The sequence below is a fragment of the Rhizobium sp. 18055 genome (genome assembly GCF_902706285.1).
In the GTDB taxonomy this organism is placed as follows: Bacteria; Pseudomonadota; Alphaproteobacteria; order Rhizobiales; family Rhizobiaceae; genus Rhizobium.
The window spans coordinates 41,600-61,959 of sequence record NZ_CACSKD010000004.1; the positions used below are offsets into that span (position 1 = coordinate 41,600).

The following is a 20,360-nucleotide window of genomic DNA, read 5'->3' on the forward strand; positions in this document are numbered from 1 at the left end:
CGTATTCTTCGCGGGTATCGTCGTGCAGCGGATGGTAGCGCTGCGCAGACCTACCTCGTACAGTTTTACCGAGATTTCAAATCGTTGCTTGACGCGGTGATCGTACACCATATCTAGGTAGCCATTCACCAACAGCTATCAGCGGCGACTGCCAATTCGTCGTTGAAGGTATTCCCCCGAAAGTAATGCATGATAGAGAAAACGTCTCATCGCGGCCTCGTCGTCGTCGCGATCATGGCAAGCATGGCGATGATCGCCATCGAAGCCACCATCGTTTCGACAGCAATGCCGCAGATCGCTGCTCAGCTTGGTCAGATCAATCTCTATTCCTGGGTTTTTTCGTCATTCCTGCTGACGCAAACGGCAACTACCGTTGTGTTCGGCAAGCTTGCGGATATTTACGGCCGCAAGCCAATGCTGCTGGTTGGCATCGCACTGTTCCTGCTGGCTTCGGTTCTCGCCGGCTTCGCGTGGTCGATGCCCTCAATGATCGGCTTTCGGTTACTCCAGGGCATCGGCGCTGGTGCAATCCAACCGGTGGCGATGACTGTCGTTGCCGATCTATTTCCCGGCAATCAACGCGGCAAGGTCCAGGGTTATCTGGCAAGCGTCTGGGCGCTCTCAGCCGTCGTCGGACCGCTTCTCGGCAGTCTGATCATTCACAATCTCCCGTGGGCGTGGATCTTCTGGATCAACCTGCCGGTGGGAGCCTTAGCTGCCCTGGGGTTTATCTTTTTTCTGCATGAGGAGAAGCGAACCCGAGTTGTCTCCATCGACGTGCTTGGCGCAGCTCTCTTCGCGGTTTCGATTTCTGCTCTTATGATCGCCCTGACCGAAATGGAAGGCGCGGTATCGGGCTATGCGATCGTGGCGCTGGTCGTTTTCGTTGCTGCCCTTGCCGCGTTCATCTGGCAGGAGCGCCGTGCCGAAGCTCCGATGGTCGCACCTGGCCTTTGGCTGAAACGCCCGATAGCCTTCGCGAACCTGGCAGTCTTCTTCGCCAGCATGTCGATCATGGGACTAACGACCTTTCTACCGATGTACGTCCAGACCGTTCTCAACCGTTCCCCACTTGTGGCAGGCTTCGCATTGACGATGCTTTTGCTGGGCTGGCCCTGCGGGGCGACGATAGCGTCGCGCCAGTTTTCACGCTTCGGCTTGCGCCCGATCATGGTCGTCGGAAGCCTGTTCATTCCCGCCGGGACATTGCTGCTGGTGGCGTTAACGCCCTCCAGCTCGGTTTTGCTCGCTGCTGCCGGTTCGTTGGTTATGGGCTTCGGCATGGGATTGCTCAATATCGGCGCGCTGATCCTGACACAAGAAAGCGTAACTTCGTCGGATCGCGGTAGCGCCACGGCTTCAAACGTCTTCTCACGCAATCTTGGAAGCACGCTCGGCGCAGCGGTTCTCGGTGCCGTGGTTACCTACGGTCTCGCACACGCCAACAACGGCCAGGCAATCACGCCGGAACAACTGCGGGCCGTACTGAACGGTACGGGCGCCATCATCCCAGATGGCGAAGAGATCCGGATTGCACTACAGCACGCCCTGCATTCAACCTTCACGGTCATGATGCTCATCGCTGCGCTGATCGTGCCCGCTTGCCTATTGGTTCCTCAGCCTCAACATGGTGATGTAGTACCGGACAAGGTGTAGTACAAAACGAATGCGTTTCTTGATGCACGGTTTCTGTCGTGGATCACAGAAGGAGCCTAAAGGCGAACCAGTAACCACTTTTGACACGATCATATCCACGGTGCCGCAGGCGACTCTAACGGCCAGGCAGTTCGAATGTACCTCCCGGCGCACGATCGGGGGATGCGGCGTCAGCGTGTCGAGGAGGCAAAGGCGGCGTTGCGCAGGACCTCGCTGCCACTGTCCTCGGCGTGCACGTATTTTACGACACCGTAGAACTCGACGTCCAACGGCGCTGTCGAGGTGACTTGCGTGCCAGGGCGATTTACCTTGATGACTGCTGAAGCGGCTCAACTGTCATCAAGGGCGTTATCATGCTGTTACAGCCGGCATTACGGGGTGCTGGTCGGGCCGAAGGCTGGCTAAGGACGGGCCGCCGCCGTTTCAGTTGTCGAAGACCAACGAGCGGCTTCATTATCAATACTCGTTCTCCACCGTGCCTTCCAACGCCTGGATGACTGGCTTCAAGATATGGGTCGTTGGTCGACCATCTCTTGCCAATGCGACAGAAGTGCCATCGACAATGACCGCCAGTTTGTCCGGCGAGCGATGGGCGAATGCCTTCGTCTCCGCCAAGCAAAGGCCGTGTCCGCAGCCTGCTGAGAATTTCATCCAGACGTTCCGGACTGAGAATTTCGGCTTGGGGTCGGCCAGGAGGTTCGGGTGCCAAGCCTGAGGGAAAGAGTGACAAAGCACCTGCACATTCGCCCCCGATAACTTCCAGTAGCCCGAAGGCGTTGCCTGCCGATAGGCCTAACGCGCAGCAAGCCGCTGCCGTGCGCCCTCGTCCGGCAATAGCCCGGAGAAAAACGGGCGCAGCACCTGATCACCAAATGGTATCTCGTCGGTCTCGTCATCCCCCGACAGCCACCACCGATCGTGAATGGTCGCATGGACTGGACGTCCATTGGCCAGGCATGCGGTCTCTGAGGCGAACTGACAGCAGAGTTGAGGAAGCAGTTGCGTCCATGTTTGGACGCGATTGTCCGCTGGCTCGAAGAGCCGCCTGCCGCTGAGGACGTCCAATCAACAAACGACGTGCGAAACCGCATAATACCGTTGCGCGCAAGTCGGAAGCTGCGACGCGCTCCACGCCGCGGCATATCCTCGCCGACAAGAGCCCGGCTCCATCTTCGTCAGTGCCCAGAGGGCTACAGCCGAAAGCGATCAGTCCATTTCCTGAGCCATTGTTCGATGCGACCGTTGATCCGAACTGCTTTCAGGACGCGCCAACTTATCAAATGCGCTGCTTGATTCTCACTGTTGCGTAAAGTTGGATACTAATATATTACTTCTCTTGGGAAGAGGAGCCTTCGGATGGTTTGGGACGAGCGTGGACGCGGCGGCCGCTGGTATAAGAGCTTTGCGATATGAGCGATGCCCGCAAGAAGCGTTCGCTGGCCGGGGTCACCCATCTTTCGCACCAGCGGGCGGCAACGCCGCGTACCGCGACGCTCGTCTACAACGCGCTGCGTGACGACATCATCTCGCTGCGCCGCCGCCCAATGGATCTGTTGAACGAGAAGGAACTCGAAGCGCAGTTCGGCGTCAGCCGTACGCCTATTCGCGAAGCCGTCCTGCGGTTGGCGGATGAGGGTCTGGTTGATGTGTTTCCGCAGTCCGGCACTTTCGTCTCACGTATTCCGCGCCGGGCCCTCTATGAGGCGATCCTGGTGAGGAAGGCGCTGGAGGATACGACCGTGTCGATCGCCGTCGAGAAGATGACGCCGGCAGGTCTGCGGCTGCTCGAGCGCAATCTCGCCGATCTCGCCGCTTGTCTGCACGACGGCGACGTCGCGGCTTTCCACATTGGCGACAACCATTTTCACAAACTGATCAGCGACATAGCGGGTTTCCCGGGCATCTGGGCGATCATCCAGCAAGTGAAGGTCCACAGTGACCGTTACCGTCTTCTGACCCTGCCCCAGGAAGGACGATTGGCGCGCGTGATCGACGAACATTCGACAGTCATTGCTTGCATGCGCAAAGGCGACAAGGCCGGCGCCACCGAGGCGATGAGTTTCCATCTCGGCAAGCTGCTCGGCGAAGTCGAGAAGGCAGAAATCTGGGATCCGAACTATTTTATCGAGGACGCAAAGCCCTTGGCGTCCGCCGAAGAGAAGGGAAAAACCCCATGAAGATCGACGTTAGACACGCCTCTCACCCATCGGCCGTTCGCGGCTACGATACCGAGACGCTGAGGGCACATTTCCTGGTGGAGACAGTGTTTCAAGGGGGTGAAATCCGGCTCACCTATTCGCATTACGACCGCATGGTAATCGGTGGCGCAACGCCACTCGCCACCGGGCTGACACTGGTGCCGGAAAAAGCGATCGGCCAGGAAATATTCCTTGCCGAACGTGAACTCGGCGCCCTGAACATCGGTGGCGCCGGAAGCGTGGTCGTTGACGGCAGGCGCTACGAACTCGCCAAATATGATTGCCTCTACATCGGGAGGGGTGCGAAAGGGGTCGTCTTCGAGAGCGTGGCGGCGTCTGATCCTGCCAAGTTTTACCTTGTCTCGACGCCTGCCCACCAGACCCACCCGACCGTGCTCCTCACCCGCGATCAGGCCCGCCACCTCACCCCCGGTGAAGCCGCAACGGCCAACAGGCGCTCGATCTTCCAGTTCATTCATCCTGATGTCTGCCAGTCCTGCCAGCTAACCATGGGTTTCACGATGATCGAACCCGGCAGCGTCTGGAATACCATGCCGTCTCACACACACGACCGCCGGATGGAAGCCTATCTCTATTTCGACCTCGAGCCGGAGCAGCGAATATTCCATTTCATGGGTGAGCCACAACAAACTCGCCACATGCTGGTCGCCAACGAGCAGGCAATCATCTCGCCGCCCTGGTCGATCCATTCAGGCGCCGGCACCAAGAACTACAGTTTCATCTGGGCAATGGCGGGCGACAACAAGAGCTTCACGGACATGGACCATATCGCTATTGCGGATCTGAGGTAGAACGATGGCCAATCCATTCGATCTCTCCGGCCGCACCGCGGTGGTGACCGGCGCCAATACCGGCATCGGCCAGAGCGTTGCCCTGGCGCTCGCCGAAGCCGGTGCCTCGATCGTTTGCGTCGGGCGCTCATCAATGGAAGAAACCGAGGCGCTCGTCGTCAGGGCCGGAGCCCGCTTTCATTCCATCACCGCCGACCTCGGCAGCATCGCCCCGGTGAAGAGCATCGTCTCCGAAACGATTTCAGCCTTCGGCAGCCTGGATATTCTCGTCAACAATGCAGGCATCATTCGCCGTGCCGACGCGATCGATTTCACCGAGGAAGACTGGGATGCCGTCATCGACACCAACCTCAAGACGGCGTTCTTCCTGTCGCAGGCGGCAGGCCGTCACATGATCGGGAAAGGCAGCGGCAAGATCATCAACATTGCCTCGCTGCTCTCTTTTCAGGGCGGAATACGCATTCCCTCCTATACTGCCTCCAAGAGCGGACTTGCGGGCATTACCCGGCTTCTGGCCTGCGAATGGGCGGCAAAGGGCGTCAATGTCAACGCCATTGCGCCAGGCTATTTCGTCACCAACAACACCGCGGCTCTGCGCGACGATCCGGACCGCAGCGCGGCGATCCTGGCGCGTATTCCGGCCGGACGATGGGGAGCGCCGGCAGAGCTCGGTGGTGCCGCCGTTTTCCTGGCATCTGCCGCGTCCGACTACGTCCACGGGACGGTCATCCCTGTCGATGGTGGCTGGCTTGCCCGCTAGATGACCGCTTGAACAAGCGCGCCGGCTGCGCGCGCATGGAGGAGACATGCAGTACCAGTTCGATTTCGCGGCTTTGGTGCCCTACTGGCGGGATTTCCTGTCAGGTGCATTGACGACGATCGAGATCACCGTGTTTTCGGTGATGATCGGGCTTGCGATCGGCATTGCCTGCGCCATCGCACGGCGCTCCGATGTGGCAGTCCTGCGCGTCGTGGTCGGCGTCTATATCGAGGCTGTGCGGAACACGCCTTTTATCGTCCAGATCTTCTTCATCTTCTTTGGCCTGTCATCTGTCGGATTTCGTCTCCCGATCCTTGCTGCTTCCGTCTTTGCGATGGTCATCAATGTCGGCGCCTATACCGCCGAGATCATCCGTGCAGGCATGGACTCGATCCATCCGAGCCAGATCGAAGCCGCCGAGGCGCTCGGCCTTTCGAGATTTCAGATCTATCGTGACATCATCCTGCTGCCAGCCATCGAACGCGTTTATCCGGCGCTCTCCAGCCAGTTCATCCTGATGATGCTATCGACTTCGATCTGCTCGCAGATCTCGGCCGAAGAACTGACGGGCGTTGCCAACAACATCCAGTCGAACACCTTCCGTTCGCTGGAAACCTATTTCGTCGTCGCGCTTCTCTACATTGCGATCACCTATCTCATGCGTGCCGCCTTCTTCGGGATTGGCCTGCTTGCATTCCCGCGCCGTCGCCGGCTCGGTCTGGGCGTGTGAGGTGACGATGTTCGGTGCGTTCTCGACCAATCACCTTTACTACCTGCTGGATGGCCTGCTCTGGACCGTGGTGCTGTCCGCCCTCGCCTTCGTATTCGGCGGCGTCGCCGGCTTCTTCGTGATGCTGGCGCGCATCGCCCGCGCCCGCTGGCTTAGACGCACGGCGTTGATCTACATCCAGATCGTCCAGGGCACGCCCCTGCTGATACAGATGTTTCTTCTGTATTTCGGGCTCGGCGTCTTCGGCATTTCCGTGCCGCCGCTCGTGGCCGCCGGCCTTGGCATGATGGTCTATTCGAGCGCCTATCTCGGGGAGATCTGGCGGGGCTCGGTGGAGTCGATCGCCAAGACCCAGTTCGAAGCCGCCGAATGTTTGGGCCTTACACGCTGGCAGGCCTTGCGAGACGTGATCCTGCCGCAGGCATTGACGATCGCTACACCGCCGACGGTCGGCTTCCTGGTACAACTCGTCAAGAACACCTCGCTTGCCTCGGTTGTCGGCTTTCTTGAGCTGACACGTGCGGCGCAGGTCATCAACAACTCACTGTTCCAGCCGTTCCTGGTCTTCGGCATCGCAGCGCTGTTCTATTTCTGCGTTTGCTATCCGCTCTCCGTCTGGAGCCGCCTGCTTGAGAGGAAGCTCAATGTCAGCCGTCGTTAAACTGACCAATGTGGTCAAGCGCTTTGGCGCCCTGGAGGTGCTGAAGGGCGTCTCCTTCGAGATCAATGCCGGGGAGGTGGTCGCACTGATCGGCCAATCGGGGTCCGGCAAGAGCACGGCACTTCGGTGTATCAATCGGCTGGAAACGATCCAGGACGGGACGATCGAAGTCTGCGGCCACAATGTCGAGGACCCGAAGCTGGATCTGCGGGCCCTGCGGCGCGACATCGGCATGGTGTTCCAGAGTTACAACCTGTTTCCGCACATGACGGTTGCTGAAAATATCATGCTGGCCCTCCGCCGGGTGAAATCGATGCGCAAGGATCAGGCCTTCGAGATTGCCAGACGGGTTCTCGCCAAGGTCGGCCTTTCGGAGAAGATCGACAGCTATCCTGAACAACTCTCCGGCGGCCAGCAACAGCGTGTGGCGATCGCCCGATCGCTTGCCATGCAGCCAAAGGTGATGCTGTTCGACGAAGTGACCTCGGCGCTTGATCCGAAGCTCACCGGCGAAGTCCTGCGCGTTATGGAGGATCTTGCCCGCGGCGGCATGACGATGATCGTCGTGACGCACGAGATGGGCTTTGCCAAGCGCGCCGCCAACCGCGTCATCTACATGCATACCGGCAAAGTCTGGGAAGCGGGAGGAACGGAAATCCTCACCGACCCACAGACACCGGAACTGAGGGAATTCATGGCCGAAGAGCTTTGAATTTTGAGGAGGAGTGCCTGCGCGAATTGCAGGATAGGTAAACGAGAGAGGAGTCTCATATGCCGACAAAGATCATTTCAACACTTGCGATCATCGCCGGTGCCAGTCTTCTGGCGCTTGCATCGACAGCCAGTGCCGACGTGCTGGACAATATCAAAAAAGCCGGAAAGGTCCGGATTGCCGTTGCCATGGGCATTCCGGAATATTCCTTCGTCGATGAAAACCTGAAGCCGAGCGGCTCGGACGTCGAAACCGCAAAGCTGATCGCCAAGGATCTCGGGGTCGAGCTCGAACTAGTGGAAATCACCAACGCTGCCCGTGTCCCGTCGGTTCAGACCGGCAAGGCCGACATGGTGGTCTCGTCTCTGGGGATCACCGAGGAACGCAAGAAGGCGATCGACTACTCGGTCCCCTACGCCACGCTGGCGCTGGTGGTTGCAGCACCGGCCGATATCGCGATCAAGGACTATGCCGATCTCGACGGCAAGCGCATCGGCGTGACCCGCGCCACGACCAACGACCAGGATATCACTGCCAAGGCCAAAGGTGCGGAGATTGTGCGCTTCGAGGACGACGCGACGCTGATCACATCGGTGGTCTCGGGCCAGGTCGAGATCCTGTCCAGCCAGTCTGCCGTGGTCAACGGCATCAACAAGAAAATGGCGAGCAATCCGCTGCAGCTGAAATTCACCCAGAAGGAAACCAACCTCGGCATCGGCATCCCGAAGGGAGAAACGGCACTCAAGGGTTGGCTCGACGGATGGGTGAAGACCAATTTCGACAACAAGGTCCTGCGTGATATCTATCGCAAGTTCCACAATGCCGAACTGCCCGACGACCTGACCGCGCGTCAATAGACAGCATATGCGCCGGGGCCGTTTCGGTTCTGGCGCATTCTCGATCAAGGCCAATCAACGGATCGCTTGCTCAGACGCCTCCTGAGCGTCTCTCTTCCGAAACCTGCAACAAGGTTGCGATGGAGATGCCGTTTAAGATCAACTGCGTCAAAGCGTCAGGTCGGAATCCTGTCGTAAAGCCGTTGCGCTTCTTAAAGCCTAAAGCCCGGGTAGCGACGGCTGTGTTTTGCGCCGCTTCACGGAATCGAGCGTATGTGGGAGTTTTCCCTTGCCTACATCTGGTGGTGTAAAGCCCGAACGATCAGGCGCGGTTGCGGCTCGCTTTGCAAGTTCTTGAGATATAGCGACAGCAACTGTGTCTGCGAGGAGATGCCAAGCTTCCGATAGACATTGCGCCGATGAACCTTGACCGTTCCGGTCGAGATACCCAGCTTCAATCCGATGGATTCAGACGAGTGTCCCTGCAACACAAGATCGACGATGGCGCTCTCTCGGGTCGTCAGGTTCAGATCCCGCCAGACGGCGTCACCGGGGAGGATATTTTCGTCATGATACGCCTTTCGGCGGTGTTTCCTGCCTGCCGCCAGTTGTGCATCGAAGCGCCGCGCCAAATCGGACCAGTAGTGCTTCACCATGGAGCCGACCAGCGGCTCGACCTTTTCCAGGATCGAAAATTCGTCGGCCGGAAAGCTACCGGTCCGTTCGCGCCTCATTAGCGAGAGGACAACCGTGATGTCGTCGCCCGCATTGATGAAAAAGCCGATCTCCTCGGCCAGCCCCGTCTTGACGTAGTAGCTGCGGTAGTACTCGCTCGAGAAGAAGCGATCGGGCGCAAGTTCACGCATCCGCTGGACGCCCTCTCGCCGTTCTCTCGCCGTGCGATAGAACGGATCCAGGAGATAGGGCCCGGCCTGGTACAGCGTGACGAAGACGATATGCTCGTCCGGATCGAATGTGCTGTAAAGATCGATTGGCCGCTCCTGGCCGCGGTAAGCGAAGACCACGACATAGTCGAAGCGAACAAGCGCCGACATCATCCGGCGAAAGGTTTCCCCGAATTCGGCATCGCTCATGGAGGGCTTGCCGATGGTGGCGTTGAAGGCCTGAAACAGCGCCTCCAGATCCGTGCTCATGTCAAACCATCTCCCGATCAGCTCACAGACATCCGTGAACGCCTGTATATACCTTCCACGAAGCCAAAGAGGCTTAAATACCTCTCTCGGGGTATATGCCGTCAGAGAACACGGGGTTTAGTCTTTTGCCAACGACGGTGGCGAAAGGCAGCATAGACTGCCGCCAAACCAACCGCAGGGAACAGACGTGGCATCCGCTTCGACGAACGATATCGAATTCCGTTCGGTCACCAAGAACTATGGCTCTGTGACCGCCGTAACGGACATCAATCTCAATGTGCCGAAGGGCGCCTTTCTGGCGCTGCTCGGGCCATCGGGCTGTGGCAAGACCACATGCCTGCGCATGATCGGCGGCTTTGAGCAGCCGAGCCAAGGCACAGTGCTGATAGACGGGCGTGAGATGAACGGCGTGCCGGCTTACCGACGCCCCATCAACATGGTGTTTCAACATTACGCACTGTTTCCCCATTTCAATGTCGAGCAGAACGTTGCCTATGGACTGCGCCAGATGCGGCCCCGGATTGCTACGGCCGAGATCGATCGCCGTGTCGGTGAGGCGCTGGAGATGGTGCGGCTCGGCGGCTTTGCAAAACGCCGCATTCACGAGATGTCCGGCGGGCAGCAGCAGCGCGTGGCGCTGGCGCGGGCGATCGTCAACCGCCCATCGGTTCTGCTGCTCGATGAGCCCTTGGCGGCGCTGGACAAGAAGCTGCGCTCTGCGATGCAGATCGAACTCCAGACCTTGCAGCGAGAACTCGGCATCACCTTCGTTCTGGTCACGCATGATCAGGAAGAAGCTTTGTCGATGGCCGATGTCGTGTGCGTCATGAGCGCCGGGCGCATCCGCCAGCTTGGTTCGCCGCAAGAAGTCTACGACCGTCCCGCCGATCTGTTCGTTGCCGATTTCGTCGGCAAGACCAATCGCGTCGATGCGACGATGGAGGCCGATGGCGCAACGTTGAGGCTCGGTGACGGGTCGGCGATTTCTGCGGCTGCCCGACAGCGCGTTGTGCCGGGCCAGGCGATCGTCGCCATCCGCCCGGAAGCGATGCGGCTCACCCGGGCGCAGGCCAGCGATATCATGAGCTTCAAGGGCGTTGTCACGCACCGCATCTTCCTTGGCTCATCGGCGGAATACGCGGTGGCGGTGCCGGGGCTCGGCGATTTTCTGGTGACGGCGGATCGGCGCGGTATCAGCGAGAGCGATCTGGTCGAGCCGGGAGAAACGGTATTCCTCGGCTTCGATCCGGCCGGCGCGCATGTCTTTTCAGCTTCCAGTGCAGCATAAAATCAAAACAAGGGAACAGCATCATGAGCAAGGACTACAAGGATAATCTCCCCATTTCCGCCGAAGGCTTCATGGACGAGTTCATGCGCTTGAAGCGCGGCTCCGTCAGCCGTCGCCACTTCCTCGGCATTACCGGCCTTGGTCTGGCGACCGCCGTGATGTCGCGCTTCCCCGGCGCGCTATCGACGCCGGCTTACGCGGCCGACGAACTTGGCACCCAGATGTCGATTGCCACATGGCCGAACTATCATGACCCGGCAACCTTCGAAAACTTCAAGGCCGCCACCGGCGTCGCCGTCGAGGTCAATGTGTTCGGATCGAACGAGGAAATGCTGGCGAAACTGCAGGCCGGCGCCTCCGGCTGGTCGCTTTTCGTGCCGACCAACTATACCATCTCGACCCATCACAAGCTCGGCCTGATCGACGAACTGGATCTCTCGAAGCTGCCGAACTTCAGCCAGGCGAGTGAAAATCCGCGCTTTACCAAGGAGGGCCAGATTGACGGCAAGACCTATGCGGTGCCGAAAAACTGGGGCACCACCGGCTTCTCCGTCAACACGTCAAAGATCAAAACGAAGCTGACCAGCTGGAAGGATTTCTTCGAGATCGCCCAGACCGAAGCCGATGGCCGCGCCATGGTGCACGATTATCAACTGACGACGATCGGCAGCGCGCTGGTGTCGCTCGGCTACGACTTTAACTCGATCAAGGCAGACGAGCTCGCCAAGGCGGAAGAGCTGCTGATCAAGGTGAAGCCGCACCTGTTTGCCATCAACAGCGACTACCAGCCGGGCATGCGCGCCACCGATGCCTGGATGACCATGTGCTGGACCAATGATGGCGCCCAGCTCAACCGCGACATGCCCGAGATCGCTTTCGTGCTCGGCAAGGATGGCGGCGAGATTTGGACCGACTACTACGCGATCCCCAAGGACGCACCGAACAAGGCCGCCGCCTACGCGCTGCTCAACTATCTGATGGATCCCGCCAACGCGGCCAAGGAGCATATCGCCAACGGCGCTCCGGCCACCGACAGCCGCGTCATCGCGCTGCTGCCGAAGGAGATCACTTCGAACACCATCGTCTATCCTGATGAGGCATCGCTGACGCCGCTCGAATTCGGCGCGGCCGTGACACTGACTGACCCGAGCCGTGCCGAACTGATGGCGCGCTTCAAGTCGGCCTGATCTGGAACCCAGGCACGCCTTGCCCTCGGGTGAGGCGTGCCCTGATGGCAACATCCTATTTCCTTGCAAACACAAATCGGATCGAGATGGCCCTGACACCGGACACCAAGAAACGCCTTGTCACCGCCGCACTGGTCGCGCCGGCGAGCGTGTGGCTTTTCGTATTCATGGTGCTGCCGTTCATCGCCATCGTCGTCTTCTCGTTCGGCGAACGAGCGCCGGAAGGCGGTTATCAGGCGGCTTTCACCTTCGCGCAGTTCGCCAATCTCGCCTCGCGCGCCGCAGCCTTCAAAAACACGCTGGTGCTGGCGCCGATTGGCGCCTTCGCCTGCCTGCTGGTCGCCTATCCCGTCGCATATTATCTGGCTGTCAAGGCCAGCCCCAAGCATCGGCTGTTGCTGGTATCGCTGGTGGTCGTGCCCTTCTGGACCAGCCTGCTCGTGCGCACCTATGCCTGGATGTATATCCTCGGCGCACGCGGCATCCCGCATCTGCTCGAGTTCGTCGGCATCGAGAATGTCCGTCTATTGAATACGCCGGGCGCGGTGCTGCTCGGCATCGTTTACGGCTACCTGCCGCTGATGATCATGCCGATCTACGTCAGCCTCGAAAAGCTTGACCGGCGATTGCTGGAAGCGTCGGCCGATCTCGGCGCCAAGCCGCTCTCGACCTTCTTCGGCATCACGCTGCCGCTGTCGCTGCCGGGCGTGATGACCGGCGTGGCGCTGGTGACCATCCTGTTGCTCGGTGAGTACCTGATCCCGCAATTGCTCGGCGGCGGCAAAGTTTTCTTCATCGGTAACGCCCTAGTCGATCTGTTCCTGCAGTCACGCAACTGGCCGTTCGGCTCGGCAATCGCAGTGACCCTCGTCGTTGTCGTCGTCATCGTCCTGCTGGTGGCCATGCGCGTCGCCTGGCGTGTCGCCGGCACCCGCCAGGTGGATCTCGTCTAATGCGCGGTCTCGTCACAGCCACCTATCTGTTTCTCTACACGCCGATCGTGCTGGTCGTGCTGTTCTCGTTCAATGCAGGACGCAACGCATCCGACTTCACCGGCTTTTCGACGCAGTGGTATGGCAAGGCACTGTCCAACACCTTCCTGATGCAGGCGCTGGAAAACAGTCTGATTATTGCCTTTACCAGCGCCACGCTGGCGGCGATCTTCGGGACGATGGCGGCGATCGGCTTGGAGCGGCTGGGGCCGAAGACGCGCGCCGTATTCGACGGCCTGTTTGCGGCGGCGATCGTGGTGCCCGGCGTCGTCATTGGCATCGCCACGCTGGTGGCGCTGGTCGAGGTTTTCGGCTTTCTCAATCCGTTGCTCGCCGCCGTCTGGCCGGGCGAACAGCCACCGAGACTTGCTCTTGGATACGGCTCGATCATCGCGGCCCACGGCCTGTTCACCATGGCGCTGGTGACGATGATCGTCAAAGCGCGCATTGCCAGCCTCGGGCGCGATATCGTCGAGGCCTCCAGCGATCTCTACGCTACGCCTCTCACGACATTCCGTGAGATCGTGCTGCCGCAGATTCTGCCGTCGATCCTGGCCGGATTTCTGCTGGCCTTTACCTTCTCCTTCGATGATTTCATCATCGCCTTTTTCGTTGCCGGCTCCCACACGACACTCCCGATCTACGTATTTGCCTCGATCCGCCGCGGTGTGACCCCCGAGATCAACGCGATCGCCACCATGGTACTAATCGCGTCGTTGGTGATGATCCTCGTTGCCCGGTTCCTGATGCGTGAAAAACAACAAAAAAATCCACGGGAAACGCCATGATCCTCAAGAATCGCGTTGCCATCGTCACGGGCGCAGGCTCCGGCATCGGTCGGGCAGGAGCATCGATCATGGCGCGGGAGGGCGCCCATGTCGTCGTCGCGGATATCGATTTCATCCATGCCGACGAGACCATCCAGCAAATCTGCGCGGCCGGCGGCAGCGCCGAGGCGCTGGTTCTGGATGTGACCGACGACAAGGCGCTGGCAGCCGGCATCACCGCAATCGCCGCCCGCCACGGGAGGATCGATATCCTGCACAATCATGCCGGGTCGCAGGTGGCGGGTGATCTCGAGCAGGTGGCCATCAACGGCTTCGACAAGTCCTGGGCGCTCAACGTCCGCGCCCACTTCATGGCGGCCCGTCTGGTGATGCCGCTGATGAAGCGCGCCGGCAAGGGCGTCATCCTCAACACCTCGTCGTCATCGGGCATTCTCTACGATCGGGAGATGATCGCCTATACCACGACAAAGCATGCAGTAATCGCCATGACCCGGCAGATGGCGGGCGACTACGCAAAGTTCGGCGTCCGGGCCAATGCGCTTTGCCCGGGCTGGGTCGATACGCCCTTCAACGAACCCTTCATCGCCCAGATGGGCGGGCGCGACGCGATCGAGGCTTATATCGCCGACAAGGTTCCGCTCGGGCGCTGGGCCGATGTCTCTGAGATTGCCGAACCGATCCTGTTTCTCGTGTCGGACCGCTCATCCTACATGACCGGCCAGATTTTGGTCGTGGATGGCGGCGAAACCGTCGTCTGATCGCCGGCCGGCAAATCCATAGCTGCAGAAGACCAATCGGCAACGCGATGATGCTTAACAACAATCTGCATTCACGAGAAGCTGGCAGAATTGAGCGGAGCCCGCCTGCCTGTCGCAAGACTGAGCGCGTCTGTGTCGAAATATTCGCCTTCGGGCCAACCTCACGTCGACCTCCCTAGGAGGCCGGGATCGCTCAACTGCGCCAATCTGCAGCAATGTCAGCTTTCGGAACTCCCCAGGAGAGCCCGCAAAGGTCAAGCTTGGGGCGCGAAGCCAGTTGCTTTCGTCACGTATGCGGAGGTACCCCCCATTTCGCAGAATAGTCTAGAAGAAGGCTTACATCGGACGCGCGGGCCGGCCGGCCGAAGAGGAACCCTTGGCCATAGTGACAGCCGAGCGATTGTAGCGCTTGAAGTTCTGCCTCGGTTTCCACACCCTCAGCGATGACGTGCTTTCCCAGTGCCTTTGCCATATCGACGATAGCTTTCACAATGGCGTGGTCGGCGCTGGAGCCGGTCATTGCACGGACGAACGAACCGTCGATCTTGATCTGGTCATAGGCAAGCTCCTTCAGATGTACGAGGGAGGCGAAACCGGTACCGAAATCGTCAAATGCGACGAGGAAGCCAGCCGCACGCAACGCCTCAAGCTGCATGCCGATGTCACCATCCTGCCCTGACAGCATGACACCTTCCGTGACCTCTATCTGGATGCGGCGGGGAGACAGTCCCGCCGAACGGGTTGCATCAAGGATTTCACCAACCAAGCCATGGCTGCCCGGCAATGAGACAAACTGTGACGACGACACATTAATAGCGATGTGTCCAAAATCGACTCCAGCATCCTCCCACGCCTTGGCTTGTGCGACTGCACTTTGCAGCACATGGCTACCGATGCGCCTGGAGAGTATCGGCTCGTCGAAAGCTGCACAAAAGGCTACGGGACCAAATATCGTTCCATCGGCCTTCTTGAGCCTCAGCAAAGCCTCGAAACCGATGCGCCTTCCCGTGTCGAGCGCAATCTTCGGCTGGTAATGCAGCTCGAAGAAGCCATGTGCGAGCGCCTCTTCCGCAAGCACCAGAGCTGCTTTGTCGGCTTTTGCGCGATCAAGTCGGCCAGAGTCGATCCGGGACAACAAATATCGGTCTTCGGATTGCAACAGGCGTTCTACGGCGCAACGCGCCAACCGCTCGAGCAAACTGCGCACCTCGGCTGCGAGGCGCCTCGGCACACGATCGATAACGCAGAGCGAACCGAGCCGGATTCCCGGCTCGATCTCCAGCGGGACACCGGCATAGAAGCGGATCCCATCGCTTTCTGTCACGAAAGGATTGCCGGCAAAGCGAACATCGCGATCAGCGTCAGGTACGATAAAGGGCCTCGACGATCGAATCGTATAATCGCAAAAAGCGTCTGCTCTACAGGAGCCTTCACCTTCAATACCCCGTTTCGACTTGAACCATTGGCGTTCATCGTCAAGCAAGGTGATCAGGCCGATCGGTGTGCCGGTCGCGAGGCAAGCAGCATCGACCAACGCATCAAGCACCGGATCCGGACCGCTTGAAACGATGGCCAGTTCACTCAAACGCTTGAGGCGTGCCACCTCGTCCGGTGGAGTTCCTCCGGGACCGGCTGCTTCGGCCGACGCCACATCACGGTTTACACACTGAAGCATGACGCAGTTCTACTCTCACTGTTGATGGATATCGCTCAGGCGATAGCCCACGCCGCGGATTGTCTTTATGGCGCCGCCGCTCGCCGCATCGAGTTCTGCAAGCTTGCCGCGCAGCCGGTTAATGTAGACGTCGATTGTCTTGTCGCGCGGGTCGTGCTCGCGAAAGAGCGCCTGCCGCGCGATGCAGGACTTGGGACAATCTTTACCCGCACCCTCGTAGAGGACCTGCAGTATCCGTCCTTCGAGTGCAGTCAGCAGTCGGCGGGTGTCGCCAAAGTCCAGTGACAGGTGCTCGATATCGCAATTGATATTGCCGATCTTGAAAGTAAGGCTCTGTCGCGGAGTGCTGCGGCTCAGCCGCGCCTCGTGCAGGCGATGGACGCGGGCGCGCAGTTCCTTCACGCTGAACGGCTTCATCACATAGTCGTCTGCACCGACGCTGATGGCGTCGGCGCGGCTATCAGCGTCGCCAGCGCCCGAGATCATGATGATCGGGACGTCAGAGCGTGAACGGGCCTCACGAAGCAGTTCCAACCCACTCCCATCCTGCAGGTTGATATCGATGAGGATGCAGTCATAGGAAGCGAGTTCATTTGAATGAATGAAGCGGTTCCCCTGTTTGACGGTTGCAAGATAATCGAGCCTGTCACGGGAATCAGCCCAGCTCAGTTGCAACATTTCAACGACGTCTCGCTGATCTTCGATGATCATTATATTCATGGTCTCTTCGATTGCTTGTTGGTTTGTCCCAAGCCTCCTTCCTGAGCACCAAATGGCTGGGGTGGCATTGGGCGCAGCTTAGGCTGCGCGTTGTCGCTCGCTGATATGGTTCCTGGGTTGAGGCTTTCCAAGGTCGAGAACGGGGAGTTCATGCGTGCCAGGCGATTGACGAAATCGGGCCGCAACTGTTTAACGAAGCAAATATGCAGAAAGCCCGGATCGCGCTGAACGACGATACTGCCAACGACCACGTCAAACCGGCCAAAAACGAGATAAAGGTGATCGGGCACCTGGGACTTTCCAATGCGCACCGTCGCTCCGCCCTCGCTGATTTCAACAATGAGGCACCGAATGACCTGGGCCTTGCGCATCCATTTTCCGGCGAATAGCAGATTGCAGAAGAGGGTGACGCTGCGGCGGTACCATTTGCGGCTGAAGTAGTCGGATTCGACGCGACTGAGATAGGTCGTTCTCTTTGTAGACATAACCGGTGACCTCGATGCTTGCCGAGATCCCCTGCTTCGTCGGAAGGCAGGAAACGCGGCAGTTGGATGCCCCGATTAGGCAGGCCCGTCCTTAAGGGACCGCCGCGCCAAATTTAAAAAGAGTTAAAATTAAGCGATCTCTTATGGATTGTGGTGCCGTTAGAGACTATCGACTGGTCGAAACAAACGACGACCGAGGAAAACGCAGGCCATGGGACGGGGAGAGGCAATCGCTAACAAGGGCTTCCACGCTCTCGTGGCCGGTCTCAGGCAATGGGCAGGAGGTCGTTTCTCTGCTGGGTTACTTGTTGGCGGAATCTCCGCCTTCGTCCTCGCATGGCTCCCAACAAATGCTTGGCTCTGGACCGTTGGTGTCACACTTTTCATAGTTGGGCGGTTCCGCCGATACGGAGTCTCACGCGGGGTCTCGCCTCAGCCACGCGATCTCTACGGGAATCAGGCGCTTCTCGAGATCGCCGGAAACGCGGCCAAGCTTGGCGGATGGGTGGTGCACCTGCCGGACCGTCTGATCGAATGGTCCGATGAAACTTGGGCGATCCATGAGAGACCAAGGGGCACGACGGTCACCCCAGAGGAGGGGATTGGATATTTCGCTCCGGAATGGCGAGACACGATCACGCGGCATTTTGAGTCGTGCGTTGCTACCGGTCTACCCTACGATATCGAGGTGGAGATTACTGATGGCGAGGGCCGGCGGAAATGGGTTCGCGCCATCGGCGTCGCGATTCACGATGAAATGGGCCGCATTTGCCGCATCCAGGGCGCACTCCAGGATATTGATGAGCGCAAGCGGCTGGAGAAGACAGCAAAGGACCTCGAACGGCGTTTCGCCGAGTCGATGGAGAACATCAGCGATGCGTTTTTCCACCTGGATACCGATTGGCGCTTCACGTACCTCAACCGTCAGGCTGAGCGCCTGCTTGAGCGCACGCGTTCGACGCTTCTGGGTCGCCTGATCTGGCAGGAATTTCCGGAGGCCTCTTCGGGCACCATCCGAAAGCACTACGAGCGCGCAGTCCACGAGAACAGGACGGCCGATTTCGAGGTCTGTTACGAGTCCCTGAACGCATGGTTCTCCGTTACCGCCTACCCAGGTCTGGGAGGGCTGACCGTCTACTTCAGAGACGTGACAAAACGGCATGCAGCCGATCAGCACTTGCACCTGCTGGAAATGGCGGTCTCGAGAATCGAGGACTTCGTCATAATCACGAAGGCCGCATCGCGGCCCGGGGACGGGCAAACAATCGTTTACGTTAACGACGCCTTCGTCAGGATCACCGGCTATTCACCGCACGACGCGCTCGGCCGCTCCCCCGGCTTTCTCCAGGGGCAGCGGACTGACGCCGCCACAATTGAAGAGATCAATCGCGCAATCGCATTGCCGAAGGCGATCCGGGCCGAACTTCTCAACTACGCCGAAGACGGCCGCGAATACTGGGTGGACATGAGCATCTCGCCCATTTTCGGCTCCGACGGACGGGCCAGCCATTTCGTCGCAACCGGTCGCGACATCACCGAGAGAAAGCGAGCGGAGGAACAACTGGCCGAGAGCGAGGAACGCTTCTCGATCGTGGCCATGATGACGACGGACGCGGTCTGGGACTGGGACTGGGACTGGGACTGGGACTGGGACTGGGACATTGCGACCGGCCGTGTGCAATGGAACAGCAACATCGCCTCCGTCTTCGGGCATGACGACGTACCGGTCGAGGACGGTTTTCGGGGATGGGAGGCTAAAATCCACCCGGACGACCGCGCACGTGTGGTTTCAAGCGTGCTTGCCGCCATTGATGGGAAGGCGGAAGCCTGGCTGGAAGAGTTTCGCTTCCGCCGCGGAGCGGGTTCCTATGCCGAGGTTCTCGATCAGGGCCATATCATCCGCAATGCTGCGGGCAAGGCAACCCGGATGGTAGGTGGCCTCCGCGACGTCACCGAGACACGTCTGAATGAGGCAAAACGACTGCAGGCGCAGCGGCTTGAGGCCATCGGTCAGCTGACGGGCGGCGTCGCCCATGATTTCAACAACCTGTTGACGGTCATCATCGGGACGGCCGAGACCTTGGCCGACGGAATTGCCGATCCGCGACTTTCTGCGGTCGCGCAGCTAAACCACAAAGCCTCGCGGCAAGGCGCCGCCCTCACACGTCAGCTTCTGACTTTCGCGGGGCGTCAGCCTCTCGAACCCGCGGCTTTGAATATCAACAGTCCAATACTGGCAATGGAGGAATTGCTATCGACTGCACTTGGCGAAACGATTGTCCTGCACTTTAAGCTTGATCCGGCAGTAGGGCACATACGGGCAGATCGGGCGCAACTGGAAGCGTCTATCATGAACCTTTGCATCAACGCCCGCGATGCGATGCCACATGGCGGCAGGGTGACGATCTCGACGGCGCAAAGCGGTGACGACGCGGTGATCCGAATCTCCGACGACGGCTTCGGGATGGACGCGGAGACGCGGGCAAAAGCCTTTGAGCCTTTTTTCACCACGAAGCGCTTCGGCCAGGGCAGCGGCTTAGGTCTCAGCATGGTGTATGGCTTCGTGCGGCAATCAGGAGGCCTGATCGAAATCGTATCGGACCCGGGCAAGGGAACAAACGTTTTCCTGTCCTTTCCTCGACTGGCGTCTACGGAGATACTCCAGGAGCCTATTTTGAACCGGGTGCTGGAGGGTGGCAGTGAGCGCATTCTCGTCGTGGAGGATGATCCAATGGTCCGTGAATTCGCCGCCGACACACTCGTTTCGCTCGGCTATTCCGTCACATGCGCGGACGGCGCAACGGAAGCGTTGCAGCTCCTTAAAGCAGACGGGCCGTTCAATTTGGTTTTCTCAGATGTGGTCATGCCCGGCCCAATTGACGGTCAAGAATGACGCGAGCAGCAGCGCATCGACTTGAGGCAGGCGACACTGATCGTCCGCCCTCCTC

At 59.3% G+C, this 20,360-nt stretch carries 19 protein-coding genes; 14 read left to right on the plus strand and 5 right to left on the minus strand.

What is annotated here, in order from left to right; genetic code table 11:
* The first annotated feature begins 189 nt into the window (after nucleotides 1-189).
* Nucleotides 190-1,656: an MDR family MFS transporter gene (locus GVL52_RS08925; protein WP_160005985.1), complete on the plus strand. Its 1,467-nt coding sequence runs from the start codon at nucleotides 190-192 to the stop codon at nucleotides 1,654-1,656.
* Nucleotides 1,657-2,112: 456 nt separating this feature from the next.
* Here GVL52_RS08925 and GVL52_RS31260 read toward each other — a convergent pair whose 3' ends face one another.
* On the minus strand, nucleotides 2,113-2,307 hold the full coding sequence (locus GVL52_RS31260) for a hypothetical protein (RefSeq protein ID WP_306440357.1): 195 nt from the start codon (nucleotides 2,305-2,307) through the stop codon (nucleotides 2,113-2,115).
* A 758-nt stretch (nucleotides 2,308-3,065) separates the two neighbouring features.
* Between GVL52_RS31260 and GVL52_RS08935 the strand changes: the two genes are divergently transcribed.
* Genes GVL52_RS08935 through GVL52_RS08965 form a run of 7 tightly spaced genes read left to right on the plus strand, consistent with a single transcriptional unit; the run spans nucleotide 3,066 to nucleotide 8,386 of the window.
* A complete protein-coding gene (locus GVL52_RS08935; RefSeq protein ID WP_160005987.1) occupies nucleotides 3,066-3,833 on the plus strand; it encodes a GntR family transcriptional regulator in 768 nt (255 codons plus the stop codon).
* Nucleotides 3,830-4,666, plus strand: coding sequence for a 5-dehydro-4-deoxy-D-glucuronate isomerase (kduI, locus tag GVL52_RS08940; protein ID WP_160005989.1), 837 nt, complete (start codon nucleotides 3,830-3,832; stop codon nucleotides 4,664-4,666). Before GVL52_RS08935 ends, kduI begins: the two co-directional genes overlap by 4 nt.
* A 4-nt stretch (nucleotides 4,667-4,670) precedes the next feature.
* A complete protein-coding gene (gene kduD / locus GVL52_RS08945) occupies nucleotides 4,671-5,426 on the plus strand; it encodes a 2-dehydro-3-deoxy-D-gluconate 5-dehydrogenase KduD (RefSeq protein ID WP_160005991.1) in 756 nt (251 codons plus the stop codon).
* Between the two features lie 46 nt (nucleotides 5,427-5,472).
* Nucleotides 5,473-6,156 (plus strand): amino acid ABC transporter permease, encoded by a 684-nt coding sequence (locus tag GVL52_RS08950; protein ID WP_160005993.1) that lies wholly within the window; start codon nucleotides 5,473-5,475, stop codon nucleotides 6,154-6,156.
* Between the two features lie 7 nt (nucleotides 6,157-6,163).
* Nucleotides 6,164-6,817 carry an amino acid ABC transporter permease gene (locus tag GVL52_RS08955; protein ID WP_160006582.1) on the plus strand — a complete coding sequence of 218 codons (654 nt, stop codon included), beginning with the start codon at nucleotides 6,164-6,166 and terminating at the stop codon, nucleotides 6,815-6,817.
* Nucleotides 6,801-7,529, plus strand: coding sequence for an amino acid ABC transporter ATP-binding protein (locus GVL52_RS08960; protein WP_160005995.1), 729 nt, complete (start codon nucleotides 6,801-6,803; stop codon nucleotides 7,527-7,529). The genes GVL52_RS08955 and GVL52_RS08960 overlap by 17 nt, the downstream gene beginning before the upstream one ends.
* Nucleotides 7,530-7,588: 59 nt before the next feature.
* On the plus strand, nucleotides 7,589-8,386 hold the full coding sequence (locus GVL52_RS08965) for a transporter substrate-binding domain-containing protein (protein WP_160005997.1): 798 nt from the start codon (nucleotides 7,589-7,591) through the stop codon (nucleotides 8,384-8,386).
* Between the two features lie 272 nt (nucleotides 8,387-8,658).
* Here the strand turns inward: GVL52_RS08965 and GVL52_RS08970 are convergent, their stop codons facing one another.
* Entirely contained in the window at nucleotides 8,659-9,519 is an 861-nt protein-coding gene (locus GVL52_RS08970) for a helix-turn-helix transcriptional regulator (RefSeq protein WP_160005999.1), read from the minus strand.
* A 187-nt stretch (nucleotides 9,520-9,706) separates the two neighbouring features.
* Here GVL52_RS08970 and GVL52_RS08975 point away from each other — a divergent pair, with 187 nt between their 5' ends.
* From GVL52_RS08975 to GVL52_RS08995, 5 genes are all read left to right on the plus strand, one after another.
* Nucleotides 9,707-10,807 (plus strand): ABC transporter ATP-binding protein, encoded by a 1,101-nt coding sequence (locus GVL52_RS08975; RefSeq protein WP_160006001.1) that lies wholly within the window; start codon nucleotides 9,707-9,709, stop codon nucleotides 10,805-10,807.
* Nucleotides 10,808-10,830: 23 nt separating this feature from the next.
* Nucleotides 10,831-11,994: a spermidine/putrescine ABC transporter substrate-binding protein gene (locus GVL52_RS08980; RefSeq protein ID WP_160006003.1), complete on the plus strand. Its 1,164-nt coding sequence runs from the start codon at nucleotides 10,831-10,833 to the stop codon at nucleotides 11,992-11,994.
* 86 nt (nucleotides 11,995-12,080) lie between these two features.
* Nucleotides 12,081-12,947, plus strand: a complete 867-nt coding sequence (locus tag GVL52_RS08985) for an ABC transporter permease (RefSeq protein WP_160006584.1) — start codon at nucleotides 12,081-12,083, stop codon at nucleotides 12,945-12,947.
* The gene (locus GVL52_RS08990; protein ID WP_160006005.1) at nucleotides 12,947-13,774 is read left to right on the plus strand and encodes an ABC transporter permease; all 828 of its coding nucleotides are present in this window, start codon (nucleotides 12,947-12,949) and stop codon (nucleotides 13,772-13,774) included. Before GVL52_RS08985 ends, GVL52_RS08990 begins: the two co-directional genes overlap by 1 nt.
* A complete protein-coding gene (locus GVL52_RS08995; protein WP_160006007.1) occupies nucleotides 13,771-14,532 on the plus strand; it encodes an SDR family NAD(P)-dependent oxidoreductase in 762 nt (253 codons plus the stop codon). The genes GVL52_RS08990 and GVL52_RS08995 overlap by 4 nt, the downstream gene beginning before the upstream one ends.
* 286 nt (nucleotides 14,533-14,818) lie before the next feature.
* Here the strand turns inward: GVL52_RS08995 and GVL52_RS09000 are convergent, their stop codons facing one another.
* The 3 genes from GVL52_RS09000 to GVL52_RS09010 all read right to left on the minus strand — a co-directional run bounded on the left by GVL52_RS09000 (nucleotide 14,819) and on the right by GVL52_RS09010 (nucleotide 17,412).
* A complete protein-coding gene (locus tag GVL52_RS09000; RefSeq protein WP_160006009.1) occupies nucleotides 14,819-16,135 on the minus strand; it encodes an EAL domain-containing protein in 1,317 nt (438 codons plus the stop codon).
* Nucleotides 16,136-16,222: 87 nt separating this feature from the next.
* The gene (locus GVL52_RS09005; protein WP_160006011.1) at nucleotides 16,223-16,918 is read right to left on the minus strand and encodes a response regulator transcription factor; all 696 of its coding nucleotides are present in this window, start codon (nucleotides 16,916-16,918) and stop codon (nucleotides 16,223-16,225) included.
* A gap of 5 nt (nucleotides 16,919-16,923) precedes the next feature.
* Nucleotides 16,924-17,412: a hypothetical protein gene (locus GVL52_RS09010; protein WP_160006013.1), complete on the minus strand. Its 489-nt coding sequence runs from the start codon at nucleotides 17,410-17,412 to the stop codon at nucleotides 16,924-16,926.
* 508 nt (nucleotides 17,413-17,920) lie between these two features.
* Here GVL52_RS09010 and GVL52_RS09015 point away from each other — a divergent pair.
* Complete coding sequence (locus tag GVL52_RS09015; protein ID WP_160006015.1) at nucleotides 17,921-20,305, plus strand: PAS domain-containing sensor histidine kinase; 2,385 nt, start codon at nucleotides 17,921-17,923, stop codon at nucleotides 20,303-20,305.
* The last annotated feature ends 55 nt before the right edge of the window (nucleotides 20,306-20,360 follow it).